Raw genomic sequence first — 23,076 nt, forward strand, 5'->3', positions numbered from 1 at the left:
CTTATCCGTTGAGTCCCGTGACCGCGATACCCCTGACAAAGGAACGCTGCGCGATCGCATAGATGATGACCAGCGGCACCATGATCAGTATCGAAGCCGCCATGATTATCGGCCAGCGTGCGACATACTCGCCCCGCAGCCGTACCAGGCCGAGCGTCAGCGTCGCCAGGCTGTTGCGCTGGAGCATCAGCAGTGGCCACAGGAAGTCGTTCCAGACGTTGACCCACGTGAGCACCGCCAACACCATCACCGCGGGACGCGCGTGGGGCAGCAGGATTCGCCAGTAGATCTGCCAGGGCGAGCAGCCGTCCAGTATCGCCGCCTCCTCCAGGTCGGTCGGCAGCGTCCGAAAGAACTGGCGCATCAGGTAGGTGCCGAAGGCGCTGCCGAACAGGCCAGGCACGATCATCGACCAGGGAGTGTCGACCCAGCCGACCGTCCGCATCAAGATGAACTGAGGGATCACGGTCACCGTCAGCGGCACCATCAATGTGCCCAGATACAGCACGAACAACGTGTCACGACCGCGAAATTGCAGCCGGGCGAAGGCGTATCCGGCCAACGAGCAGAAGAAGACCTGCCCAGCCGTCACGCACCCCGCGTACAGCACGGTGTTGAAGAACATCCTCGCGAAGGGCATCAGCGAGAACACCTCGGTGTAGTTGGACCACCGCGGGTGCGCCGGCAACAGCCGTGGCTCGGTGATCTCACCTTCCCTCTTCAACGAGCCGGAAACCGCCCACGCGATCGGGAACAACCAGCACCAGGCGATGGCGATCAGCGCGGTGTAGACCAGCACGCCACGAACGACATTGCGGGTGAACAACCGCTCAGCTGAGGCCACGAGAACTCTCCCACGACCGTTGCCGGGTGATCCGCAGCTGCACCACCGTCAGCATCAGCAAGATGGCGAACATCACCCACGCCAGCGCGGACGCGTACCCGAATTCCAGGAAGGAGAACGCATGCTGGAAAAGCATGATGCCCAGGACGTACGTGGCGGTTTCGGGCCCGCCGTTCGCACCGTTGAGCACGTAAACCAGGTCGAAGGCCTGGAATGCGTGGATGATCGAGATGACGCCGACAAATGATATCGACCCGCGGATCAGCGGCACCGTGATGGACACGAACTGCCGTATCTCGCCCGCCCCGTCGATTCGGGCCGCCTCATAGACCGTCTCGGGAACCCCCTGCATCGCCGCGAGCAAGATGACGGTGGCGAACGGCACGCTGCGCCACACGCTGACGATGCACAGCGAGGCCATCGCCCATCGGGGTTCGACAAGCCACGGGACCGGGCCGATCCCGAGCCAACCCAGCATGATGTTGAGCAACCCGTTGTCCGTGTCGAAGACGAACTGCCACACCACCGCCATCACCACCGACGAGATGGCCAGCGGCAGAAAGACAATGGTACGGAAAATGCCGATGCCCCTGATTTTTCGGTTCAGCACGCCGGCCACGACCAGGCTGACGACGATGGTCGGCACCACGGTCCCGAGGGTGAAGATCACGGTGTTGCGCACGGCGATGAGAAAGAGCGGGTCCGAGGTGATCAGCTCTTGGAAGTTCTTCAGACCCAAGAACTTCGGTGGTCTGAAGACGTCCCACCGCTGAAAGCTCATGTACAGCGAGAATCCGAGCGGAAAAAGCATGAACACCGCGACGGCCGCCAGGTTCGGGGCCACGAAAAGACGACCGGCCCGGGCCCGCCGCCGCCAGGGACCCGCGCCCTTGGCGGGTCTGCGGGTGACGGTGCCGGGAGCGCGACCGGTATCGACCGATGTCATGGGTTGCGTAACACCTCGTCGATGGCGGGCGACAGACCGGCCAAGGATGCGGCGGGCCGCGATCCGCGCAGCACGGGTCCGAAGCTGCGGTCCATCAAGGCGACGATCTTCTCCCACGCCGGGGTGACCGGCAGGCCTTCGGAGTAGGCCGGTCCTTGGGTGAGCACGGCGAGATTGCCGACGTTCTGGTGAGCCCTGGCGAATCCGGCCGAATTGACCGCGGATCGCAGCACCGGCACGAACAGGCTGGATTCACCGATCAACGCCTGCCCGACGGGCCCGGTCGCGAATTTCACGAATTGCCATGCCTGCTCCTTGCGTGGACTGCTTGCGGAAATCGCCAGCCCCGTCGACCCGATGTTGGAGTGGGCGGGCTGTCCCTGCCGGCGGGGCCCCACCGGCAACGGGGTGACGTCGAAATCCAGGCCGTCGGCCCGGATGAAGGTCTGGTGCCGCCAGTGGCCGCCCATCGCCAGCGCCGCCCTGCCCGCCGCGAACAGATCCGGCGTCGACATCGACTGCACCTCCGACGCATTGGGCGCCACCCGGTGTTTGTTGGCCAGGTCGGCGTAGAACTGCACCGCCTCGGTGAAGGCGCTGTCACCAAAGTTGAAGTGGACCGGGTTCTTCAGCGGGGTGGACCACGGCACCCCGTTGTTCATGGCGAACAGGCCCGCCGAATAGTACGAGACGAACATGTTCACGAAACCCCACTGGGTCACCCGGCCGGAGCGATCGCGCTTGGTGAGCGCGGCGGCGGTGTCCAAGAAGTCCGTGAAGGTCCACGGCCGCTCCCACGTTCTGGGCGGTGGCGGCACCCCGGCCTCGGCGAACAGCCGCTTGTTGTAGAACAGGTAGTTGCCGGACCATTGCTCAGGAAAGGCGTATTGGCCTCCGTTGAAGGTGAAGCAGTCATACAGCGCCCCGATGCCGTCCGATTTCAGCGTGGCCGCGAACGCCTGATCGCCGGCCAGCATCGTGTTGAGGTCCAGCAGCACACCGCGGGCGGCCAGCTCGGCGTACGTCAGTTCCCACGTCATCAACACGTCCGGGCACCTGCCACCCGCGCAGAACGTCGACAGCTGCTGCATCACGCCCGGAGCCGAAAGCACCGGGCGGACCTTGATGTCGGGATGGCGGCGCTGAAACTCGTCGACGATGCGGATCCTGGCATCGCGTTCGTCGGGGTTGGCCGCGAAGAAGAACGTCAACGCGTCTTCTTGTGGGGCGCAGCCGGCGGCCCACGGTGCCAGCGATGCCGCGGTCAGAGCGCCGGCACCACGCAGCAGGCCACGCCGTGCGAACGGCTTATCGAGCATGGTCCTTCCGTTCTCGCCCCGACGCCGGCCGCCCCTTCGGCGGTGTCTGACGTCCTTGGTACCCGATGCGGCTGTGGTCTTGCTGGATTGGCCAACTCGGGAGCGCCAGAACGGCCCGCCGGATGCGGTCGGGATCCCCGGTGATGTCGATCGCGTGGATGCGGTCATCGGTTCCGACGGCGATCAGCAGCAGCGCCTCGGCGTGCCCGCGTGGCGCGAGCACGATGCCCGGTGCCCCGTCGATGAGCATGACCGCGCCGGCGCGGGCCCGCTGGGCGAATTGGCGGGTCTCCTCCGCGATCTGACCGGCGCCGCGCAGCTCGGTCGGCACGTCGGCGGGCACCAGCGCCCGATCGACCGTGCGCACCACGTCCGGGGCCAGCAGCTCGAGCAGGGTGGCGATGTCACCGCCGCGGGACGCCGCGAGAAACGCTTCCACGATCTCGAGGTGCTTCGCCACGCGCTCGGGTTTGCCGCCCGGGTCGCCTCGCAGGCGCCCACGCGCCCGGCTCGCCAGCTTCTTGGTGGCGTCGGGCGACCGGTTCAGCAGGCCGGCGATCTTCTCGAACGGCACCGCGAACAGGTCATGCAGCACGAATGCGACGCGCTGCGCCGGGGAGAGCCGGTCGAGTACCACGAGCAGCGCGTTGCTCACCGACTCCGTCAAGAGCGTTTCCTCGTCCGCCGGCGCCGACGCGGTCGCTGCCAGCCGGTCCAGTTCGTCGGGCGAGACCAGCGGTTGTTCGGCGCGTCTCTTGCGCGCCCGCAGCTGGTCGAAGGCCTCGCGCGCGGTGATCGTGGTGAACCAGCCAGTGAGATTGTCGACCGCGCCGAAGTCCGCACGGCTGGCCTTCAGCCACGCCGACTGCACCGCGTCCTCGGCATCGGCCGTCGAGCCCAGCAGCTGGAAGGCGACCGACCTCAGGTGTCGCCGGTCCGCGTCGAACCGCTGCGCGAGATCGGCCAGATTTTCCGGGGCGCTCATGGGTCACCTTTTCCGCACGGGAACCGTCAACAGAACGACCGCGTCCATCGAGTTCGCTGATACGAAGGAGGCCAACACCATGACCCTATCGATTGTGCGCCGCAGCGCGCGCGGCGACCATCCAGCCCGCCGCCGCAAAACCGGCTGTCGGGCAACGGTTTGACGCGGATGGACACCGCATCCGTTGTCATCACGCTGTGCACCGCCGCCATCACCGCGGGGATCGCCGTGGCAGACCTCATCCCTGCGCGATTCGTCCTCGCCAACTCGGCCGAAGTCGGGGTGCCGCGTTCGTGGCTGCCGGCGCTGGGGGCGGTCAAGTTGGCCGGCGCGGCGGGGCTGGTCCTGGGCCTGGTGGGCCCGCCCGCCTTGGGAATCGCGGCCGCCGCCGGCCTGGTGCTGTTCTTTGTCGGTGCAGTAGTCACACACCTGCGGGCCCGCGTCCTGTACAACATCGCGTTCCCAGGCACGTACCTGTGCATGTCGGCGGCGGCGCTGACCCTGATGGTGTTGCGTTGACCGGGGCCGCGATCAGGCCGGGAAGTATCGGATCCGCCTGATCGCGGCGTCCCGCCAAGCCATGTCCGCGAACATGATCCCGCGCCCATGGCCGGAGTTGACCGAGATCGCTACCGTGGGGCCGGCGCTGTTCATCTTGGTCGAACGGGCGCCGTCCAGTCGCTCGACGAGCTCAGCGAGGTCGAGTGCATCATGGTCACCGAGAGTTATTGTGGCGCCTGGTGATAATGCTCGCGCGGCAGCGGTGCGATCTCGCCGCGCGGCGGCGTCGAGGAACGTCTGCGCCGATGTTTTGTGCCGCGCACCCACCCGCCGGAATCCCGCCATGAAGCCGGCCGTGCCGCGCAGCCGCTGATTGCTCAACAAGCCACGCGACAGTTGCACGGCGGGTGAGACCGCGCGTGATCCGGCCCGCAGGAACTGCAGCATCATCGCGGGCAATTCCCAATAGGCTCGCAGGTGGCCAATATGCCACTCGCCGTTGGCGTTTCGCAGGTCGTAACGCAGGAACGCGGGGATGTACATCGTGGCGGCCTTGCCCATCGCGACCTCGAGCTCGAGGTCGCGCAGGACCACGGCGCCCAAGACGATATCGAGGTCGCGGTGGAACTTGATGTCACGAGGACCGATGAAGGTGTCATAAAAGCGGCCGATCTGGTCCCGGCCGACATGCGGCCACGACCCGACCGGGTCCTCGACGCGACCGTCATCGGTGAACAGCCCCACCCACCCCGCGCGGTCGTGCGCGGCGGCCGCCTGCGGCGACCGCTCGACGGCGGCGAGCAGACATTCCCGATCCGGTGCCACCCCCATCACGGCCCCCCGACCAGTTCGATTCCTGCCGACCGCATCTCGGCCAGCGCTTGCGCCGCCGAATCCGCCGACACGGCCGCGGTCAGGTCCACCAGCACCCTGGTGGATAGGCCCGCCCGCGCGGCGTCCTCGGCGGTCGCCCGGACGCACTGGTCGGTGGCGATGCCGACCACGTCGACCTCGTCGACCCCGCGCTGCCGCAACCAGTCCAGCAGCGGGGTGCCGTTCTGATCGACGCCCTCGAAACCGCTATATCCCGCGGCGTGGGCACCCTTGCGGAAGACGGCCTCGATTCGGCTGGTGTCGAGGTCGGGCCGGAAGTCCGCACCCGGGCTTCCGGCGATGCAGTGCGGGGGCCATGACGACGAGTAATCCGGGTGATCGGAGAAATGGCCGCCCGGCTCGATATGAAAGTCCTGGGTTGCTACGACATGCTGGTAGCCCGGCTCGCCGACCAGATAGTCGTTGATGGCGGATGCGACGGCGGCCCCGCCGGCCACCGGCAGCGAGCCACCCTCGCAGAAATCGTTTTGCACGTCGACGATGATCAACGCCCTCACGTGACTCACCCTATCGATGTCACCCGTCACGGCGCTTCAGCTGGGCATATGGGCAGGGCGGTTTGTTCACCAACCCTTCGGGTAACCCACCGGCCATGTTGATCCGGAGAATCGCGCGCCCGTTGCTGTCAGTGGCATTCATCGGCCAGGGAGTCAATTCCCTGCTCAACCCCAAGTCGGCGGCCGCGGCCGCGGCGCCCGCCTTGGATGGTTTGCAGGCGCTGCCGGATTCGGTGAGCGGCAACATTCCGAGCGACCCCGAGACGTTCGCGCAAATCAACGCGGCGGTTCAGATCGGCGGCGGCCTGCTGCTTGCCACGGGCAGGCTGCCTCGGGTCGCCGCGGCGGCACTCGCGTTCACCGTGGTACCCGCCAACCTCGGGGCGCACTCGTTCTGGAACGAAAGCGACCCGCAGGCGAAAGCTCAGAAACGCCAGCAGTTCCTCACCGACCTCAGCCTGGTGGGCGGATTGTTGATCGCGTCCGCCGACACGGCGGGCAAGCCGTCGCTCGGGTGGCGCGGCCGACGCGCGGCCGAGCGCCTCTCCGAGCGAGTGTCGTCGGCCCTGCCCGGCTCACACGACGTCGATACCGACTTCTCGGAATTGGGCGAGAAGATCGTGCACGGCCTGCAGGTCGGCGCCGAACGTGGCCGCGAACTGGCCAGCACGGCCGCCGAACGGGGCGCGCCGTACGCCGAGGCCGCGCTCGAACGCGGCCGCGAATTCGCCAGCACGGCCGCCGAACGAAGCAAGCCTCTGGCCAAGAAGGCCCGCAAGCGGGGCGAGGAACTCGCCGAGGAAGCGGCCGAGCGAGCCGCACCGCTAGCCAAGAGGGCCCGTAAACGCGGCGAGACGCTGGCCGAGAAGGCACGTAAGCGTGGCGAAGACCTGGCGAGCACGGCCCTTGAGCGCGGCGAGGACCTCGCCGAAACCGCTCGCGCGCGCGGCACTTACCTCGCCGAAACGGCCCGCGCACGGGGCGGCTACCTGGCCGACACCGCGCGCGAGCGACTGGGCGAGCAGGTCCAGGCCGGCCGTCGCAAGCTTTCCTGACGGCTCAATCGGCGTCGTGTAGGTAATCCTCGACGATCGCGTGCGCGTCCCCGCCGACATCGACGGTCGCGCCCGCTTCGTCCGCGTCAAGGGGCTCCAGCGCGTCGAATTGCGAGCGCAGCAGCGCGGCTGGCATGAAGTGACCGGTCCGCGCGGCAAGCCGGGAGCCGATGAGCGCCGGTGAGCCGGCGAGGTGAAGAAACTCGACCTGCGGGCAGTGCGCGCGCAGCTGGTCGCGGTACTTGCGTTTGAGCGCCGAACAACTCACCACGCCACCGTCACTATGGTCGGCCAGCCACTCGCCGACCCTGTCCAGCCACGGATAGCGGTCCTCGTCGTCGAGTGGTTCGCCGGCCGCCATCTTGGCGATGTTGGCCGGCGGGTGCAGGGTGTCGGCGTCGACCAAGGGGACCCGCAGGCGTTGCGCGAGCGCCACCCCCACGGTCGACTTGCCCGATCCCGAGACGCCCATCACCACGATGGGGGCCGATCCGGTCACCCGGACCGTTCGCCGAAGTTACGGTTCCATTCCACCCAACCGACGCCCCCGCGGCCGTCCGCCGTTTTTACGGTGACCCAGGCCCGCGGAAACTGACTCACCCGCCCGTCGGCGGCGGTCGGGCGCACCGGCGCCTGGCCGCGCACCTCGAGGTCCGCGGTGATGTCACCGGGGTTGAGGGCCAATGTGGCGTTTAGCGGTAATCCGTTGGCGCCGAAGGACTCTCGCGATTCCACGGTTTGCAGGTCAGTGACCGTTCCTTCGGCGTCCTGACAGTAGCCGACGCTGAAGGTCGGTGCGCCGGGAATCCGGATTTCCACGCCGTGCAGGTGGGTGCCGTCGTCAAGGTGCAGCGCGCTCCACATCCAGTCCATGCTCCACCAGTCGCGCACGCCCCAGGAGTGATCGCGCTGGCCCGGCACCGACTCGAGCCGATAGCTGGCGTCGTCGATCGTGACCGTGCCCGAGACCGTGCACGGGATCTCATAACGTGTCGTCAACCGGTACTTGTACGGGACGCCGTCGGTGGCCCACACCAAGTTCATCGTCATCTCGACGGGGGTTCCCGGCTCCCCACGCAACAGCGCCGACGGATCGGAGTAAGCCTGAGCCCGCGCCCGCAGGTCGACGCGATAGGTCTGCAGCGACGCAGGCGCGCAGTGGCCGAGTTCGAAGGAGTCGGTGCGCAATTCCCAGGGGTCCGCCGGCAGGGGCACTCGCGCGTCGACGGCGATGGTCGCCATGTCGGGGCCGCACAGCAGCGCGTTCACCCACGCCGTCTGCTCGTTCGCGATCAGGCCGAGACGAAACCAGCCGCCCAATCCCTGTGTCACATCGGCGAAGTCGGCATACCAGCTCTCGCTCCACAGCGGTTCGGCGGTCGGAGCGTGCGCGAGTTCGTCCTCCTCCGACGGCCGCAAGGGTTCGGGCGTCTGCGCCACGGGCAGCACCGCCAGCGCGTCCGTGTCGAGCACGTGATCACAGTGCCGTTGCAGCATCGTCATGAACATCCGGTCGCCGCGCTCGGTGCGCTCCACCAGCATCGAGGAGACGATCGCCATCATCACGCCGAAAAAGCTCTGCCGGCGAACACCTTCGGCGACGTCGGCCAGCGTGAGGGGCGCCGCCGGCCCCAGCGCCTGGTGGTACGCCCGCAGCAAGTCGTCGTAGTGCTCCCGACGATCCTGCGTCGGCAGGGCGCAGCCGAGAAAGTAGGAGAGGTCGGTCAAAGCCGGGCCCCACGAAACCGTCTGCCAGTCGACGACCGTCAACGGACGATCCGCCCCGGCTGCGCCGAACAACAAGTTGTCCAACCGGTAGTCACCGTGCATCAGGCCCTGGATGCGGTCCGCCGCCGCCTCCTGGGCCAGGTATCCGTCGAAGGACGCGACCAGGCGTTCGCACACCACGCGGTGCTCCGGCGCGATCTGGTCGCCGTAGCGGTCGATGAAGCCGGCGTAGAGCGGGGCGATCATCGCCTGGTTGAGCGGCGACTCGCGGTTGAGCCACGGCGCTTCGGCCAGCGTGGTATCGCCGAGCAGCGGACCGTGCAGCCGCCCCAGCTCGACCACACCGAGGTGGGCCTGCTCGGCTGTCGCGCCCGCGATTTCGTCCCCGACGACCGCTGGCCCGGCATCGCCCAGCAGTAGATCGAACGCACCCGTCGAGTCATCCACGGCGGCGTGGTAGCAGGGCGCGATCGGCCCGCCCAGGCGTGGCGCTATGTCGCCGTAGAACCGCACCTCCCGCTCGTAGAGGCCCAGCGCCAGGCCCGTTTGCCGACTCACCGGGTCGGTGGCCGCTACCTTGAGGACCACCGACTCGGGCCAGTCGAGGGATGCCGGGCCGTCGGCGTAGCTGAGGCGGACGCGGTAGCACTCGCTCATCTGCCCGGTGCCGATGCGCTCTACGGAGAAATCGGCGATGGGCCCTGCGCCGAGCGCCGATTCCAGCCATTCGGCGGTGAGGTCGCCGGGTCGTTCGATGACTTGCGCGGTGTCTGCATGCATGGGGGTCAGCGTGCCAGGTCACCGGACAAGGGAGAAGCCATCCCAGGCAATCCGGCGGTGCGGATGCGGATCGAACTCGACGCGGCTCTTGCGGTCGAAGACCATGACGGCGCGGTCGGCGGTGCGGTATGTGGGCCAGTCCTCGCCCGGTGCACCGGTGCGGCTGAAGGACCGCCACCGCCGTTGCACCTGGTTGCTCACCCGCAGCGCGGCGCGCCGGTCGGCGGCGGCCGTCAACAGGGCACCCAATCGGGTGCGATAGACGTCGAAGACGGCCAGCAACTCGGTGGCATGAGTGGCGCCCAGGCCCGACCAGCGCAGCGTGCGGGGCGCGTAGTCGTAGCGGTAGAGATAGGTGGGCGCGTGCGCGCTGTGGGCCTCGGCGATCTGCCAGGCCGCAGAACCGAAGGCGAAGTCGCCGCCGAGCTGGATGCATGCCGACGGCGCGGGGTAATCCGGGTAGGCCGCGGTGATGCGTTCACGCGCGGCCGGTTCGGTGTCGGCCAGCAGCTCCTCGATCATCGCTTGATTGGTCGGCAGCATTTTGAGGAAGCGGGTGAACAGGCGGCCCTCTTCGGCGTTGGTGCCCACGATGAGGGGTACCCGATGCGCGCGGCCACCGCGCATCGCCTCGACGGGATCGATGGGCACGACGTCGTCGCCGGCCACCGGACCGATCGGGAAGGCGCCCAGCCTGTCCTCCATGCCCTGGTCGATCAGCCGGTGTTGGGCTTCCACCAGTTGCGGCGCCGAGGCGTGCATCAGCGCCTCGGCGGCGTCCTGCGGGCGCGCGCCCAGCAGCTCGGCGAAGCGCGTCGCGAATTCCGCGGCGGTTTCTCGCGACCGAACCATGCCGGAGGCCGGGCTTTCCGAGATGGCCCGGGCGAACAACCCGTCCGCGGCGGGCACGGCCAACAGGGTGGCGGTGATGTGCGCGCCGGCGCTTTCGCCGAAGATGGTGACGTTGTCCGGGTCGCCGCCGAACGCCGAGATGTTGTCTTTCACCCACCGCAAGGCCATCACGAGGTCGCGCAGGAACAAATTGCTGTCGATGGTGATATCGGGCGCCGACAGCGACGACAGGTCCAGGCATCCCAACGCGCCCAGCCGGTAGTTCACCGACACGTACACGCAACCGCGACGCGCCAGCGCGGCGCCGTCGTACAGCGGCGTGGCCGAGCTGCCCAGGATGTAGCCACCGCCGTGAATGAAGACCATGACGGGCAGCGGCTCTTCGGCGGGGGCCTCGGGAGTGACGACGTTCAGGGTGAGGCAGTCCTCCCCCATCGGCTGGTACCGGCCAAGACCCAGCATCGTGTAGCGACGCTGCTGGGGTGCGCAGTTGGCGAAGCCGTGGCAGTGCCGCACACCCGACCACGGTTGCGCCGGGCGGGGCGCCCGCAGCCGCAGCGATCCGACCGGTGGCCGGGCGTACGGGATGGATCGCCAGCGGTTGACGCCGTCCCGGGTGAAGCCCTCCACAGTGCCGATGGTCGTGCGTGCGCGGACGGTGCGCTGATGCATGACCCGACGGTAGCCGACATTGCGGGCGTAACGCGCGCGCAGCGCGTTATTTCGCGCGCATGGCGGTTAGCCTGACTGGATGCGGATTGCCGCACTGCTTGCAGCGTCGTTACTGGTCGCCGGATGCTCGCACACCGTCGGCGGCCAGTCGCAGCAAACTCAGACTTCGACGAGCGTGCCCAGCACTCCATCGGGAAACAAACCGCCGGCTCCGTCGGCCGCGCCGGCAGCCAAGGCCCCGATCTCGGACGTCATCGCGTGGATCGAATCGGGCCACCCCGCCGACCCGGGTCACTATCACAGCGCGATGCGCGACGGCGCGACGACGCCACTCGGCGCTGACATCGCCCTCACGGCGGTGGCGGGCAAAGTATCCTGCCTGACCGATCCCAAGCACACCGGTGCCGCCCTGGTGTGCCTGGTGAGCCTGACCAATCCGCCGCCCGCGCCCCCGACGTCCTACGGCGACTGGCAGGGCGGTTGGGTGACCTTCGACGGCGTGAACCTGCAGGTGGGTGCGTCGCGCGCCGATCCCGGTCCCTTCCTCAATGGCAACGGTTCGGAACTGGCGAACGGTGATTCGCTGTCATTCGGCGACTATCGTTGCCGCGCCGATCAATCCGGGCTGTATTGCCTGAACTACGCCCACCAGTCGGCCGCACGGTTGAGCCCCGCGGGCATCGAGCCGTTCGGCTGCCTACGGCCGGGCCCGGCGCCGGATGGCGTCGGCACCGCGTTCACCTGCTGACCCCCTGGCCGGCGATGGTCGCGAACAACTCGGCCATCTCGTCGGCGGGCCCGCCCGGAGTCGTGTAGCCGGCTTCGTCGCGAATCTCGTCGAGATGGTCACGCACATCCTCGATCGACAGCGTCGGGTCGTAGAAACCCTTTGTCCTGCCGATGAAGAAGCGCGCGACATATCCGGCGCCCACCGTGTAGATCTCGCCGGAGACCGGGCAATCCCGGTGCGTCAGGAAGGCGGCCACCGGCGCGACGAGCGCCGGGTCCAGCTTCTGAAGGTATTGGCCGACAAGGTCATCCAATACCGCCTGTGCCGCCACGTCATTTTCCACGGCGGGCCGGCCGGTCGCGCCGTCGAGCGAGTGGGTCAGCATCCGCGTGTAGGCGATCGGCGCAATGGCATTGACCTTGATGCCGTGCTCGGCCCCCTCGGCGGCCAGCACCCGGGTGAGGCCGAGCAACCCGGTTTTCGCGGCGCCGTAGTTGCTCATCCGTTCGGCGCCAAGGATTCCGGCGGCCGAGGTGGTGTTGAGCACCCGGCCGTACCGCTGCTCCCGCATGACCCGCCACGCGGGGCGGGTCACATAGAACGCGCCCTTCAGGTGCACGTCCACCAGCGGTTCGAGCCGATCGGCGGTCATGTCTTCGAACGCCGCGTCTCCGACGATGCCCGCGTTGTTGATCAGGATGTCCACGCGCCCCCAGGTGCGCAAGGCGGTGTCGACAATCGCTTCCGCGCCTTCGGGATTCGTCACGCTGTGGCTGTCGGCGACGGCGTCACCGCCCTGTTCGCGGATCTCCCCGGCGGCGGCGTCGGCCGCGCCGCTGGAGCCCTCCCCGGTCACCGACCCGCCCGTGTCGTTGACCACGACACGCGCGCCGCGTGAGGCGAGAAGCAGTGCGTATTGCCTACCCAACCCACCGGCGGCGCCGGTGATCACGGCGACCTGTCCGTCGAATCGCAGCGCGTTGGTCGACATGGTCACCAGCTGACCGGAAGTTCTTTCATGCCGTAGATGTTGGCGTCTTTGAACCTCAGTTCGTTTGGCGGTACCGCGAGTTTCAGGGCCGGTAGGCGGTGCGCCAGCGTGGCGAACGCCACCTGCATCTCGACACGGGCAAGGTTTGCCCCGATGCATTGGTGCACACCGTAGCCGAATCCCAAGTGACCGCGCGTGTTTCGGTCAACGTCGAGTGCGTCGGGATTGTCGACGAAGTCGGCGTCCCAGTTCCCGGCGAGCAGATTCATCATGACGAACTCTCCGGCTCCGATCAGCTGACCACCGATCACGAGGTCTTCTGTGGCCACCCGGTCCACCTGGCTGTGCACGATGGTGAGGTAGCGCATCAGCTCTTCGACGATGTTCGCGACGACCGCTGGGTCGTCGGTCTGTCCGAGCCGCTCGAACACGTCGGGATGTTGCAGCAGCGCAACCGTTCCCAGTGAGATCATGTTGGCGGTGGTTTCGTGGCCGGCCTGCATCATGATCACGGCGTTAATGGCCGTGGTGGTGCGGTCGAGTTGGCCCGTCGCCACGTATTCGGTGAGCAGGCGGCTGATCAAGTCGTCGCCGGGTTCGCGCGCTTTGCGTTCCACCAACTCCTCGATGTAGGCGTACATGGCCCCGAAAGCCCGGCCCCTTTCCTCGTCGGTGGATTTCTGGTCAAGCCCCTTAGTGGTGTTGTGCTGGAAGAGTTCGAGGTCTTCGGGCGGCACCCCCAGCAGCAGTGCGATCACCATCGACGGCACCGGCAAAGCGAATTCACGCACCAGATCGGCGGGCGCGCCGTTGGCGATCATCTGGCCGAGATAGTGGTCGACCGTTTCCTGAATGTGCGGGCGCATCGATTCGCAACGGCGGAAGGTGAAGTTGCTCGTCATCATGCGCCGCAATCGGTGATGCTCGGGATCGTCGGCGCGCGCGAACATCACCGCGACCTTGTTGTCGGCGTCCGTCGGCAAGATCGAGTCCGGAATGGTCTTCGCGGACAAGCGCGGATCGACCAGCGCCGCCCTGATGTCCTGGTAGCGGCTGACCACCCACACCGGGTTGCCGCCGAACATCGCCCGTCGCAGCCCGGGCTGTGCCCGCCACGCCGCGAACTCGGGCGGGGCCGCGAGCGGGCAGTGCGACGGCCGCGGGAGAGGCAGCACAGGAAGCTCCGCGTCGGAGCAGGATTCGGAAGCTTCGAAAGATATTGACATAACCCGTGTTTCTCGTTAAGTGTCAGATGCCTGCCAGTTGTAGAGCGTAAAGCCGGGCTAGTTGGCAGTCAACCGTCAGTTAGGCTGTCGGGATGACCGCGGTGGAGGACCGGCCGTTGCGGGCGGACGCGGCGCGCAACGTCGAGCGCATCCTGCGCGCGGCGCGGGATGTCTATGGGGAGCTGGGGCCCGATGCACCGGTGGAGGCGGTCGCACGGCGCGCTGGTGTCGGTGAGCGAACCCTCTACCGCAGGTTTCCGACGAAGGCCGGCCTGGTTCGCGCCGCCCTGGACCAGAGCATCGCCGAGGACCTCACGCCGGTAATCGACAACGCCCGCCGCGCCGATGAGCCGCTACGCGGTCTCACCGAACTGATCGAAGCGGCGATCTCGTTGGGGGCTCGCGAACACAACCTGCTGACGGCCGCGCGCCGGGCCGGGTCACTGTCTTCTGACATCTCGGTTTCGCTCAACGAGGCGCTCGGGGAGCTTGTCCGCGAGGGGCAGCGGGTCGGCAGCATCCGCGCCGATCTGGTCACCGACGACCTGCCTCGCCTGGTCGCGATGCTCTTCAGCGTGCTTTCGACCATGGATGCGGGTAGCGACGGCTGGCGACGTTACGTCTCCCTGGTGGTGGACGCGATATCGGTCAACGAACGGCAGCCGTTGCCTCCGGCTGCGCCGCTGCGTTACGCGGTCGGGCCGAATAGCTGGCCGCTGTAAGCGGTTCAGTTGATGGTCACGCCGGCGTCGACTTTGAACTCCAGCCCCGTCACGTATCGGGATTCGTCGGATAGCAGGAACAGCACCGCGTTGCTGACGTCGGCGGGTTCCACCGCCGGCGTGGGCATCGCATTGACGAAGATGGGAATCAGGTCGGACCGTTGTTCACCCAGGAGGGGGCCGAACGACGGCGGGACCATCCCCGTGGGGACACCGGTCGGCAACACGGTATTGACGCGCACATTCTGTGCCGCCAGTTCATTCGCCAAGGCCAGCGTCAAGCCCACCACGCCGTGCTTGGCCGCCGTGTAGGGCGTCTGCAACGGAAAGCCTTTGATCGCGCCCGCTGAGCTGACATTGACCAGGCTGCCGCCTCCCTGGTCGAGCAAGTGCGGTATCGCGGCCGCGCAGGTGTTCCACACTCCGATGAGATTGACATCGACCACCGTGCGCCACTGATCGGCGGTCGTCTTGTCCCACGGCGCCACCGTGAGCACACCGGCATTGGCCACCGCGCCGTCGAGACCGCCCAGCTCGCTGACGCCGTCATCGACGACCGCGCGCAACTGTGCCTCGTCGCGAACATCGACGATGTAGCTCGCGCAGCCGCGGCCGAAATCCCGTACCAGTCTGACTGTTTCGGCTAGATCGTCCTCTGTTGCAAGCGGATATTCGACCTGGGGCAGGGATTGGCAGATGTCGACCAGGATGAGGTCCGCACCCTCCTCGGCAAGCCGCAGCGCATGGCTGCGCCCCATGCCGCGGGCGGCACCGGTGATCAGAATGCGTTTGCCGGCAACACGCCCCGGATGTGGTGTCACCCGGCTACCGCTCGTTCCACATCAGGCCGCGCATCGTCGCGGACAGCGGGATGTCCTCCACCCCGATCAGCCCTTGGGGGGCGCTGCACACCCAGTCGATCGCATTGACCGCGCGGCCCGCCGTCGAGATGCAGCCGGCATCAGTGGAATCCAGCACCGGGTGGGAAACGTGCGTGTTGATTTCCACCCGCGGCTCACCCTCCACGACGACACGATGTACGCCGGTGTGCCCGTCGGGCGGGAATTCCCAGTCGGGTGCTGCGGCAGCGGTCAGCCTGGTGACGTGCTCGAGTGTGATCACCGGCTCCCCGCCGCGCACGCCCTCGGTGGCGAACCGCACCGCGGCCATCTGCCCCGACTCCACCGTCATCATCGTGCATTCGATTCGTTCCGGCGTGTACCAAGGTTCGACGCGCTGACGCACGTCGTCGAGCTTGATGTCGAGATTATCCGCCAGGCTGCGGACTTGACCGCCCCACATCGCCACGATCACCCCGGGCAGGAACATCATCGGCGAGTCGTCGTCCGGTGTTGACCCGAAACCCATTGCCGCACCCGTGAATTCGGCATCATCGTAGTTTCCGTAGTCGAAAATCTCCTGCACGGTGATCGAGTCCACGCGGGTGGTCAGGCTGGCCGCCGCGTGGACCAGCGTATCGCCGGAGAAACCCGGGTCGATGCCGTTGACGTAGAGCGAAGTGTTGCCGGCCGCGCAGGCACGCTCCAAGGGTTCGCGCAACCAATCGTCGGCATGGCGAGGCGTGACCAGCCACACCATCGACGTGCCGACGACGTTGGTGCCCGCCGCAAGGAACTTGGCCATCTGTTCGATGGCTTCCATCGGCCGGGTTTCGCCCTGAGACGTGTAAACCACGCAGTCGGCGCCCAGGGCCACCAGCGCGTCGATGTCGTCGGTGGCGACGATGCCGGTCGGCGTGTCCAGTCCACACAGCTGCGCGGCATCCTGGCCGATCTTCTCGGCGCTGGCGGCATGCACGCCGACCAGTTCTAGGTCCGGCCTGCCGATGATCGCCCGCAACGAATGCCGGCCCACGTTCCCGGTGGAGAATTGAATGACTCTGCGCACGGTTGCCCTCGTCCTCTATCGGTGGTGACGACCCATCATGGCGCGTACGAGCGCAGCGCAGGGTCAGTAATCGGGTATCGGCAAAGGTGAATTGTTCGAGTCGATGCCGCCGTCGATGTGAAAGGTCGCGTTGGTCGCATAACAATCGCGCGTGCAGAGGTACACCGCGAGCCGCCCGAGGTCCTCGACGTCGCCCAGCCGGTGCAGTGGGGTGGCCTGCAGCATCTTCTCCAGCGACCCGGGCATCAGATCCAAGCTGCCCTTGAGACCGTCGGTGGCGAATGAACCCAGGGCGATGGCGTTGACGCGAATCTTCGGGGCCAGTTCCTGCGCCATGGCGCGAGTGAGCGCCTCGAGACCCCCTTTCGCGACGCAGTACGCGGTCAGCGCGCGGATGCCGAAACGCGCCGAGCCCGAGGAGATGTTGATGATCGAACCGTGCCCCGCACCGAGCATGTGCGGTGCCACGAGCTGACTCATGATGAAGGCCGAGGTCACACACCAGTCGAACGTGTGCCGGAAATCTTCGTCGGTGATATCCAAAAACCGTGCATAGGTCGACCCGCCGACGTTGTTGACGAGAATGTCGATGCGGCCGAAGCGCTCCATGGCCGTGTTCACGACCCGCACCCCGTCCGGACGGCTCATGGCGTCGGCGACCAGCGCCAGCCCCTTGCCGCCCGCGGCCTCGATACCGTCAATGGTGCCAACGATATCCGCCTCGGTGCGCGCGGTCCCGACAATGGTGGCGCCGGCCTCCGCCAGTACCCGGGCGATGCCCGCCCCGACGCCCTTCCCGGCGCCTGTGACGATCGCGACCTGTCCATCCAGCCGGAACTGCTCCAACGCCATGCCGGGCCCTTCGATCGTGCGTGGTCATGCGCCGTTCAATCTATGAATATTGCTGACTAAAGTCAACGAATTTGCCACGTTGGGATTTCTAACGACAGATGTGATCCAACAATCACTAAGTTGTACAAGCCTTTCTGGCGGGAACACGGCATACTGGTCGAGTTAGCCGTGAGACTCATGCATGAGTCGGGTCAACATGTGAGGAAAAAATGGCTGTGACAGACCGGCTGTCGGCACGCGAAGCGAAGCGCCTGCAGACGAGGGAGCGATTGATGGGCGCCGCGATCGCGGAGTTCGCCCGCGCCGGGATGGCCGAGGCCGACGTCAGTGCCATCGTGGCCGCTGCGGGCGTCGCGCACGGGACCTTCTTCTTCCACTTCCCGACCAAAGAGCACGTGCTGCTGGAGCTCGAGCGCCGCGAAGAGGACCGCATAGCCAAGCAATTCGCGCAGTTCCTGAAGTCCAAGCACGATCTTGCTTCCGCTTTGAACGAGGCGGTCCGCTTGGTGGTCGGATTGGAACGCCGGCTGGGCGATCAGCTCTTCAATGACTTTCTCGCGCTGCACTTCTCTCAAACTCGTCCCCCCACCGAAGACGGCAGGGATCACCCGCTGATCGTCCTGGTTGCCCAGGAGATCGCGCAGGCTCAGGAACGCGGCGAAATTGATCCCGACGTCAGTCCCATGAACAGCGCGGTGTTCTTCTTGCTCGGCCTCTACTCGCTGCTGATCACGACCAATCACTGGCCGACGGGCCGCGCGCTGTTGGAGGACTACGTCGCGAGGACGTTGCGGAGTATGCGGCGCTGATGTGAGCCCGTCACGGGCGTATCACGCCGCGCAGTGGAATGAGTCCAAGTTCGTTGTGGGACATGAAGCCCGGTGGGGCGTCACAGACGGCGGGAATCGCGTTCGCGGGGCCCATCGCGGTCCAGGTGTAGCCGGGTAACGCATAGCCGCCGTCCGGGTCCTGTGCCCCCTGAAGGATCAGCTCAGTGGATGAGTCACCCTCAATCACGATGCGATAGTGGTAATGCTGAGGCCAATCCTCCTGTGGCTCAATGGCGTCGTAGGTGTCCATCGTGTATATCTCGTGAAAAACGATGAGCGGCCGGCCCTGCACCCACGCCGTCCATTTGTGATGCTGGCGGGCGACGGTGCCCGCTTTGATCACGCCCTTGAAGCCCGGCATGTCGCTGGTTTCTCCGCCTTCGAAGGGAATGTCCCGCGTGGCGACCCCCAGCTCCACTTCTGTCGTGTACTTGTCGACGGATTTGCCCATATGCTCGACCACCATCGCCATCGACTGAGCGAAGAGCGGCCAGGCTTGCCCCAACAGATTCGGACCGTCCTCGAAGCCGGCGGGATCGCTCCCCATCCCCATCTCGAACAAGTACTTCAGGGTGTCCCTGCCGAAGTTCACGACCTCGTAGATGTGAATGGTGTCGATCTGGCTGACGATCCTGGCCAGCGTCAAGACCAGGAGATCGCCCGCAAAACCGGGGTTGATACCGCCTGCATGGAACGACGTGCCCCCTTCTAAGCACGCGGCGTGGATCTTGTCGATGTCCGCCTGACTGTGCTCGGTTCGATACCACCACGCACCGCCCGACGCGACCACGTTCTTCCCGCCGCGCAGCAGGCGGCAGACTTCATCAGGGTCAGACCATAGCGGCGCGTAGAACACGCAGTCGGCATCGAGGGCCTCGATGGCCGCTTTGTCGTCGGTGGCCAGCACCCCGGTCGGTGGCTTGCCGCAGAGTTCGCCCGCGTCTTTGCCGACCTTCTCGGGACGATTGCAGAGCACCCCGACCAGTTCGTAGGCCGGGTTATGGGCGAAATGGCGGAGCGCCACCGTTCCGACATTGCCGACGCCCCATTGGATAACGCGATATTTCCGCTCGGCCGGCGACTTTCCAGACGCTGTCATCTCTTGGGTGAGCGTCATCGCTACTCCTTTGCCTGACGGCGGGGCGCTCGCTGAGCGTAGGCGTCGGCTGAACGGCGTGTCAACGCCAATCCATCTGACTTGTGTCAGTAATCAGCGCGGATGACTGGATCTGGCGGTCGCCGTCCCGCGCGAGATCATGCGTTAGTCAGGATCGTATAACGCAAAATGCCGAGGACATAGCGTGTTCCTGTCGGTATGGGCGCGGCTGTGTTCATACTTCTGCTGACTACAGTCAGCCTGTTATAGTGCCACGAGCCGATCCAATCAACGTCGATGACGGGGAGGGCTCGTGAATCTGCCGAAGCTGGGCCAGCGAGATGCCGGCGTTGGCACAGCCGCCCGCGCAACCGGGGCCGCCCCACCGGTGCTGACCATCGACGAACACATGGAACGGTCCAAATTCGTGCAGCGGCAGGCCGACAAGTGGCTTATCTCCGGCAGTCTCCTGATCGGCACCGCGGCCCTGGGCGTCTTTGGGTTGCCGCTGTTTCTCTGGGGAGTTCGGTTGCTGCGCCGAGCTCAGCGAGACGGCCTCTCCGTGCGGCCGACCTTGGTTACGTTGCTCGGCTATCTCGTCATCATCGATGCCGCCATCAACACCGTCGGATGGGCGCTCGACCTGGTGGCAAGCCACACGCTGCTGGCCCGCGTGCTGCTCAACGGCTGGGGCAACATGTTCGACGCCGGCTATTTCTGGCACTACAACGAATTGTGGGTCGGCGGCGCCGCGGGCCCCGGCGAAAAGGCCATGGAAGTCGGTCTCATCCTGACCGTCTTCACGATGCGCATCGCCGCCGCCATCGGCTTCCTGCAGATGAAACGCTGGGGCCATCAGTGGATGGTCGTCACATGCTGGATGGGCGTGGTGATCTGGGTTACCTACGTCTTCAACATGACCATGTTCGCCGACGTACGCTTCGCCGGCGTCGTGCTGCCGGTCGTCGGCTGGTGGCTCTACGACATCTTCTACATCACCCCCTTCCTCGCCATCCCCTATCTGCACACCGTCAACCGCGAACTCTTCTCCGACTGAAATGCGCGGCCACGAATCCAGTCGACAAGCCGATCGCCGGGCAATTTCGTTGCCGCCATGGCGTTTCCAAGACACCAGTACGCATCGCTTGACTACGTCACCAAGGAGGTCGAATCGTGGGCTATGTGTGGGAGATCCTTCGCTATGTCGCCGCTTGGGGCGGCACCGGACTGATCATCTGGTTCTGGTATTGGCTGTTCTCGAATATCGGCACGTTCTGAACGGTGCTCCGGGCCGCCGGGACGCGCGGGGTTCGGGCAATGGCTGAAGATTCGCACGCGATGGCGCTGGAACGGAGCTGCTCCGTGACCGCCGTCGCCCTCAGTGAGCAACGTCGCGAGGGCGTCCGGCTGGTCACCGGTGATCGGCGCGCATTCGGATTGAACGGGAAGCTCACGTACGTCCATGTCCCCTACCCACCGATGTCCGGCTGGACGCGCCGAAGCCTGACATGCGGTGTGGCGCTGCAATGTTCACCGTCTAAAGAACGCATCACCGAATATCGGCTGAACGAGTTGTCCGCTCGGGAACTGCGCGCGCTCACGCTTGTCGAAGGCGGCGTCGCCCTCGGCTGGATGGCATCGCGGTGGCCGGGCCTGGTCCCCGAGGTTCGACGCCTGCTACCGGACCTCGACACCGAAGCCGGTGACATGACCGCCGTGGAAATGCTCAACCGCGCAATCGCGTTGGCCGCCACGGGTCGGGCATTGACGGTTCATACACTGCTGGGCACCCTGCCCCTGGCCTACACAGCACCCCATGGACTGACCGACAAATTACGGCGCAGCTTCGGCAGGATGCCGTGGACGACAACGCAAAGGCGCCTTCCGCGGCCGTACTCCGTCCCGGTCGGCGGCGACGGCGGCGTCCGCAACCCTAACCTCCCGCCGCCGAACCGACCGCAGGACAACGATCTCGACGTCACGCCGGAACACCGGCCCGGGATTCCCTATCCCGAATGGAACATGTGGACACAGCGATTCATGCACGACCACGTCGCCGTTGTCGAGCGTGCGGACGCCCGGCGCATCCGCCGTCCAGTGCCGGTGGCCGTCGACGTACGCAAATACTTCGAGGAACACACCCATCGCGCGATGACAAACCGCCTCGAAGACGGCTCCGACCTTGATGTCGACCAATACGTCAACCACTACATCGACCTGGCCACCGGCGAGGCCAGGGAGCCGAAGATATTCCGCGAGTTGCTGCCCAGCAGCCGCGACGTCACCACGGCTGTGCTGCTCGACGGCAGTTCGTCGCTGGGGGTGCACGGCGGCCGAATCTTCCAACTGGAATTGACTTGCGCCGACGCGCTGTCGCGCGCCATGACGCTTGCGCACGAGCGACACGGCGTCTTCGTGTTCACCGGAAACACCCGCCATCGAGTCGAAGTCCACTGCCTGAAGGACTTCGCGGACCGCCGATTGGTGGCTCCGAGCGGGCTTGGCCTGTCCACCCGCGGATACACCAGGCTCGGTGCGCCGCTACGCCATTTGACAAACCGGCTCCTCGGCCAGCCCTCCGAACGGCGGCTGCTGATCGTCATCGGCGATGGTCTGATCTCCGACGAAGGTTATGAAGGCCGTTACGCGTGGGCGGATGCCGCTCACGCCGTCCAGGAGGCGGCCGATGCCGGGGTGTCGATGTACTACGTCGGCGTGGGGCCAACCCGTGTCGACCCCCTCCCGGAGGTGTTCGGGACCCGACGGTCTCAACGGATCCGACGCGTAGAGGAGCTGCCGCGGGTGTTGGCCCACGTGCATCGTGAACTGGTTGCCGCATGAGTGCTGCCACCGACACTTATTTCGCACACGGCAATGAAGTCCAGCTGTTCGAGCAGGCCTTCCGCCAGCAGCTGCCCGTGATGCTCACCGGCCCGACCGGATGCGGCAAGACACGTCTCGTCGAGCACATGGGCCTGGTGCTGCAACGACCAGTCGTCACGATCAGTTGCCACGACGACCTCACCAGCTCGGATCTCATCGGCCGCTTCATGGTGACTGGCGGCGATGTCGTCTGGACCGACGGCCCGCTGACCCGGGCGGTCAAAGCGGGTGCGATCTGCTACCTCGACGAGGTCGTCGAAGCCCGCCACGACTCGTTGGCCATCCTGCATTCGCTCACCGATCACCGCCGATCGCTGTACCTCGACCGGGCCGGCGAAGCCGTGTCGGCGTCGGAGGAGTTCATGCTGGTGTGTTCGTACAACCCGGCCTATCGCAGCTCGCTCAAGGAGCTCAAGCCGTCATTCCGCCAGCGGTTCGTCACCCTCGCGATGCGGTATCTGCCACCGGAGCGCGAGGCCGAAGTGATCGTCGCCGAAGCCGGAATTCCCGTCGCGACGGCACGCCGTCTGGTCGGATGCGCGGTTGCCATCCGCACCGCCGACGAAGCCTTTCACTTCGAGCCGCCGTCGACCAGGGTGTTGGTCACAGCCGCGCACCTGATCGCCGCCGGCGCAAGCGAATTGGATGCGGCCGAGGCTTGCATCCTCGCGCCACTGAGCACGGACGGCGCGGTCACCGACGGCCTACGAGAAGTCGCAGCGGCCAGCCTGGCCACTACCGACACCACGAGCACGCGGCAATAGG

At 66.3% G+C, this 23,076-nt stretch carries 23 protein-coding genes; 8 read left to right on the top strand and 15 right to left on the bottom strand.

Translation table 11 applies throughout. The features are described from left to right. Nucleotide 1: 1 nt before the first annotated feature. From KXD96_RS17890 to KXD96_RS17905, 4 genes are read right to left on the bottom strand one after another with little or no spacing between them, the layout of a single operon-like run. A complete protein-coding gene (locus tag KXD96_RS17890) occupies nucleotides 2-844 on the bottom strand; it encodes a carbohydrate ABC transporter permease (protein ID WP_260738305.1) in 843 nt (280 codons plus the stop codon). Further along, complete coding sequence (locus tag KXD96_RS17895) at nucleotides 831-1,790, bottom strand: carbohydrate ABC transporter permease (protein ID WP_260738306.1); 960 nt, start codon at nucleotides 1,788-1,790, stop codon at nucleotides 831-833. The genes KXD96_RS17890 and KXD96_RS17895 overlap by 14 nt, the downstream gene beginning before the upstream one ends. Beyond that, on the bottom strand, nucleotides 1,787-3,109 hold the full coding sequence (locus KXD96_RS17900; RefSeq protein WP_260738308.1) for a sugar ABC transporter substrate-binding protein: 1,323 nt from the start codon (nucleotides 3,107-3,109) through the stop codon (nucleotides 1,787-1,789). Before KXD96_RS17900 ends, KXD96_RS17895 begins: the two co-directional genes overlap by 4 nt. Beyond that, complete coding sequence (locus tag KXD96_RS17905) at nucleotides 3,099-4,094, bottom strand: sigma-70 family RNA polymerase sigma factor (protein ID WP_260738311.1); 996 nt, start codon at nucleotides 4,092-4,094, stop codon at nucleotides 3,099-3,101. The genes KXD96_RS17900 and KXD96_RS17905 overlap by 11 nt, the downstream gene beginning before the upstream one ends. Nucleotides 4,095-4,262: 168 nt before the next feature. On the opposite strand from KXD96_RS17905, the gene KXD96_RS17910 reads away from it, so the two are divergent. Next, on the top strand, nucleotides 4,263-4,613 hold the full coding sequence (locus KXD96_RS17910; protein WP_260738313.1) for a DoxX family protein: 351 nt from the start codon (nucleotides 4,263-4,265) through the stop codon (nucleotides 4,611-4,613). Between the two features lie 12 nt (nucleotides 4,614-4,625). On the opposite strand, the gene KXD96_RS17915 is transcribed toward KXD96_RS17910, so the two are convergent. Both KXD96_RS17915 and pncA read right to left on the bottom strand, forming a co-directional pair. Continuing rightward, nucleotides 4,626-5,426, bottom strand: coding sequence for a ketosteroid isomerase family protein (locus tag KXD96_RS17915; RefSeq protein WP_260738314.1), 801 nt, complete (start codon nucleotides 5,424-5,426; stop codon nucleotides 4,626-4,628). After that, nucleotides 5,426-5,986, bottom strand: a complete 561-nt coding sequence (pncA, locus tag KXD96_RS17920; RefSeq protein ID WP_260738316.1) for a pyrazinamidase PncA — start codon at nucleotides 5,984-5,986, stop codon at nucleotides 5,426-5,428. Before pncA ends, KXD96_RS17915 begins: the two co-directional genes overlap by 1 nt. 95 nt (nucleotides 5,987-6,081) lie before the next feature. Between pncA and KXD96_RS17925 the strand changes: the two genes are divergently transcribed. Beyond that, nucleotides 6,082-7,041, top strand: coding sequence for a DoxX family protein (locus KXD96_RS17925; RefSeq protein ID WP_260738319.1), 960 nt, complete (start codon nucleotides 6,082-6,084; stop codon nucleotides 7,039-7,041). Between the two features lie 4 nt (nucleotides 7,042-7,045). Here the strand turns inward: KXD96_RS17925 and KXD96_RS17930 are convergent, their stop codons facing one another. Genes KXD96_RS17930 through KXD96_RS17940 form a run of 3 tightly spaced genes read right to left on the bottom strand, consistent with a single transcriptional unit; the run spans nucleotide 7,046 to nucleotide 11,073 of the window. Beyond that, nucleotides 7,046-7,540 carry a gluconokinase gene (locus KXD96_RS17930; RefSeq protein ID WP_260738321.1) on the bottom strand — a complete coding sequence of 165 codons (495 nt, stop codon included), beginning with the start codon at nucleotides 7,538-7,540 and terminating at the stop codon, nucleotides 7,046-7,048. Further along, complete coding sequence (locus tag KXD96_RS17935) at nucleotides 7,537-9,549, bottom strand: ecdysteroid 22-kinase family protein (protein ID WP_260738322.1); 2,013 nt, start codon at nucleotides 9,547-9,549, stop codon at nucleotides 7,537-7,539. The genes KXD96_RS17930 and KXD96_RS17935 overlap by 4 nt, the downstream gene beginning before the upstream one ends. A gap of 18 nt (nucleotides 9,550-9,567) precedes the next feature. After that, complete coding sequence (locus tag KXD96_RS17940; protein ID WP_260738325.1) at nucleotides 9,568-11,073, bottom strand: carboxylesterase/lipase family protein; 1,506 nt, start codon at nucleotides 11,071-11,073, stop codon at nucleotides 9,568-9,570. Between the two features lie 79 nt (nucleotides 11,074-11,152). On the opposite strand from KXD96_RS17940, the gene KXD96_RS17945 reads away from it, so the two are divergent. Then, nucleotides 11,153-11,821 carry a hypothetical protein gene (locus KXD96_RS17945; protein WP_260738328.1) on the top strand — a complete coding sequence of 223 codons (669 nt, stop codon included), beginning with the start codon at nucleotides 11,153-11,155 and terminating at the stop codon, nucleotides 11,819-11,821. Here the strand turns inward: KXD96_RS17945 and KXD96_RS17950 are convergent. Then, nucleotides 11,811-12,794: an SDR family NAD(P)-dependent oxidoreductase gene (locus tag KXD96_RS17950; RefSeq protein ID WP_260745433.1), complete on the bottom strand. Its 984-nt coding sequence runs from the start codon at nucleotides 12,792-12,794 to the stop codon at nucleotides 11,811-11,813. The genes KXD96_RS17945 and KXD96_RS17950 overlap by 11 nt on opposite strands. Nucleotides 12,795-12,796: 2 nt before the next feature. Further along, nucleotides 12,797-14,020: a cytochrome P450 gene (locus tag KXD96_RS17955; protein ID WP_260738329.1), complete on the bottom strand. Its 1,224-nt coding sequence runs from the start codon at nucleotides 14,018-14,020 to the stop codon at nucleotides 12,797-12,799. Between the two features lie 92 nt (nucleotides 14,021-14,112). Here KXD96_RS17955 and KXD96_RS17960 point away from each other — a divergent pair, with 92 nt between their 5' ends. Further along, nucleotides 14,113-14,742 (top strand): TetR/AcrR family transcriptional regulator, encoded by a 630-nt coding sequence (locus tag KXD96_RS17960; RefSeq protein ID WP_260738331.1) that lies wholly within the window; start codon nucleotides 14,113-14,115, stop codon nucleotides 14,740-14,742. A 5-nt stretch (nucleotides 14,743-14,747) separates the two neighbouring features. Here the strand turns inward: KXD96_RS17960 and KXD96_RS17965 are convergent, their stop codons facing one another. From KXD96_RS17965 to KXD96_RS17975, 3 genes are all read right to left on the bottom strand, one after another. After that, nucleotides 14,748-15,500, bottom strand: coding sequence for a mycofactocin-coupled SDR family oxidoreductase (locus tag KXD96_RS17965; protein ID WP_260745434.1), 753 nt, complete (start codon nucleotides 15,498-15,500; stop codon nucleotides 14,748-14,750). Between the two features lie 67 nt (nucleotides 15,501-15,567). Then, nucleotides 15,568-16,650 (bottom strand): dihydrodipicolinate reductase, encoded by a 1,083-nt coding sequence (locus tag KXD96_RS17970; protein ID WP_260738335.1) that lies wholly within the window; start codon nucleotides 16,648-16,650, stop codon nucleotides 15,568-15,570. A gap of 63 nt (nucleotides 16,651-16,713) precedes the next feature. Further along, entirely contained in the window at nucleotides 16,714-17,502 is a 789-nt protein-coding gene (locus KXD96_RS17975; protein WP_260738338.1) for an SDR family NAD(P)-dependent oxidoreductase, read from the bottom strand. A 209-nt stretch (nucleotides 17,503-17,711) separates the two neighbouring features. Between KXD96_RS17975 and KXD96_RS17980 the strand changes: the two genes are divergently transcribed. After that, nucleotides 17,712-18,311 (top strand): TetR/AcrR family transcriptional regulator, encoded by a 600-nt coding sequence (locus KXD96_RS17980; RefSeq protein ID WP_260738340.1) that lies wholly within the window; start codon nucleotides 17,712-17,714, stop codon nucleotides 18,309-18,311. A gap of 10 nt (nucleotides 18,312-18,321) precedes the next feature. Here the strand turns inward: KXD96_RS17980 and KXD96_RS17985 are convergent, their stop codons facing one another. Then, nucleotides 18,322-19,449, bottom strand: coding sequence for a dihydrodipicolinate reductase (locus KXD96_RS17985; RefSeq protein WP_260738344.1), 1,128 nt, complete (start codon nucleotides 19,447-19,449; stop codon nucleotides 18,322-18,324). Nucleotides 19,450-19,837: 388 nt separating this feature from the next. Here KXD96_RS17985 and KXD96_RS17990 point away from each other — a divergent pair, with 388 nt between their 5' ends. The 3 genes from KXD96_RS17990 to KXD96_RS18000 all read left to right on the top strand — a co-directional run bounded on the left by KXD96_RS17990 (nucleotide 19,838) and on the right by KXD96_RS18000 (nucleotide 23,075). Next, nucleotides 19,838-20,485 (top strand): hypothetical protein, encoded by a 648-nt coding sequence (locus KXD96_RS17990; protein ID WP_260745435.1) that lies wholly within the window; start codon nucleotides 19,838-19,840, stop codon nucleotides 20,483-20,485. Nucleotides 20,486-20,745: 260 nt separating this feature from the next. Continuing rightward, complete coding sequence (locus KXD96_RS17995; protein ID WP_260738346.1) at nucleotides 20,746-22,269, top strand: nitric oxide reductase activation protein NorD; 1,524 nt, start codon at nucleotides 20,746-20,748, stop codon at nucleotides 22,267-22,269. Beyond that, nucleotides 22,266-23,075 carry a CbbQ/NirQ/NorQ/GpvN family protein gene (locus tag KXD96_RS18000; protein ID WP_260738349.1) on the top strand — a complete coding sequence of 270 codons (810 nt, stop codon included), beginning with the start codon at nucleotides 22,266-22,268 and terminating at the stop codon, nucleotides 23,073-23,075. Before KXD96_RS17995 ends, KXD96_RS18000 begins: the two co-directional genes overlap by 4 nt. The last annotated feature ends 1 nt before the right edge of the window (nucleotide 23,076 follow it).

The organism is Mycobacterium sp. SMC-2 (assembly GCF_025263485.1).
Lineage (GTDB): Bacteria > Actinomycetota > Actinomycetes > Mycobacteriales > Mycobacteriaceae > Mycobacterium.

Excerpts from the sequence above, each read along its gene's own strand:
- KXD96_RS17895 (WP_260738306.1), bottom strand. The coding sequence starts at position 1,790 with ATGACATCGGTCGATACCGGTCGCGCTCCCGGCACCGTCACCCGCAGA.
- KXD96_RS17900 (WP_260738308.1), bottom strand. The coding sequence starts at position 3,109 with ATGCTCGATAAGCCGTTCGCACGGCGTGGCCTGCTGCGTGGTGCCGGC.
- KXD96_RS17905 (WP_260738311.1), bottom strand. The coding sequence starts at position 4,094 with ATGAGCGCCCCGGAAAATCTGGCCGATCTCGCGCAGCGGTTCGACGCG.
- KXD96_RS17910 (WP_260738313.1), top strand. The coding sequence starts at position 4,263 with ATGGACACCGCATCCGTTGTCATCACGCTGTGCACCGCCGCCATCACC.
- KXD96_RS17915 (WP_260738314.1), bottom strand. The coding sequence starts at position 5,426 with ATGGGGGTGGCACCGGATCGGGAATGTCTGCTCGCCGCCGTCGAGCGG.
- KXD96_RS17925 (WP_260738319.1), top strand. The coding sequence starts at position 6,082 with ATGTTGATCCGGAGAATCGCGCGCCCGTTGCTGTCAGTGGCATTCATC.
- KXD96_RS17935 (WP_260738322.1), bottom strand. The coding sequence starts at position 9,549 with ATGCATGCAGACACCGCGCAAGTCATCGAACGACCCGGCGACCTCACC.
- KXD96_RS17940 (WP_260738325.1), bottom strand. The coding sequence starts at position 11,073 with ATGCATCAGCGCACCGTCCGCGCACGCACGACCATCGGCACTGTGGAG.
- KXD96_RS17945 (WP_260738328.1), top strand. The coding sequence starts at position 11,153 with ATGCGGATTGCCGCACTGCTTGCAGCGTCGTTACTGGTCGCCGGATGC.
- KXD96_RS17950 (WP_260745433.1), bottom strand. The coding sequence starts at position 12,794 with ATGTCGACCAACGCGCTGCGATTCGACGGACAGGTCGCCGTGATCACC.
- KXD96_RS17955 (WP_260738329.1), bottom strand. The coding sequence starts at position 14,020 with ATGTCAATATCTTTCGAAGCTTCCGAATCCTGCTCCGACGCGGAGCTT.
- KXD96_RS17960 (WP_260738331.1), top strand. The coding sequence starts at position 14,113 with ATGACCGCGGTGGAGGACCGGCCGTTGCGGGCGGACGCGGCGCGCAAC.
- KXD96_RS17965 (WP_260745434.1), bottom strand. The coding sequence starts at position 15,500 with ATGGGGCGCAGCCATGCGCTGCGGCTTGCCGAGGAGGGTGCGGACCTC.
- KXD96_RS17975 (WP_260738338.1), bottom strand. The coding sequence starts at position 17,502 with ATGGCGTTGGAGCAGTTCCGGCTGGATGGACAGGTCGCGATCGTCACA.
- KXD96_RS17980 (WP_260738340.1), top strand. The coding sequence starts at position 17,712 with ATGGCTGTGACAGACCGGCTGTCGGCACGCGAAGCGAAGCGCCTGCAG.
- KXD96_RS17985 (WP_260738344.1), bottom strand. The coding sequence starts at position 19,449 with ATGACGCTCACCCAAGAGATGACAGCGTCTGGAAAGTCGCCGGCCGAG.
- KXD96_RS17990 (WP_260745435.1), top strand. The coding sequence starts at position 19,838 with ATGGAACGGTCCAAATTCGTGCAGCGGCAGGCCGACAAGTGGCTTATC.
- KXD96_RS17995 (WP_260738346.1), top strand. The coding sequence starts at position 20,746 with ATGGCTGAAGATTCGCACGCGATGGCGCTGGAACGGAGCTGCTCCGTG.
- KXD96_RS18000 (WP_260738349.1), top strand. The coding sequence starts at position 22,266 with ATGAGTGCTGCCACCGACACTTATTTCGCACACGGCAATGAAGTCCAG.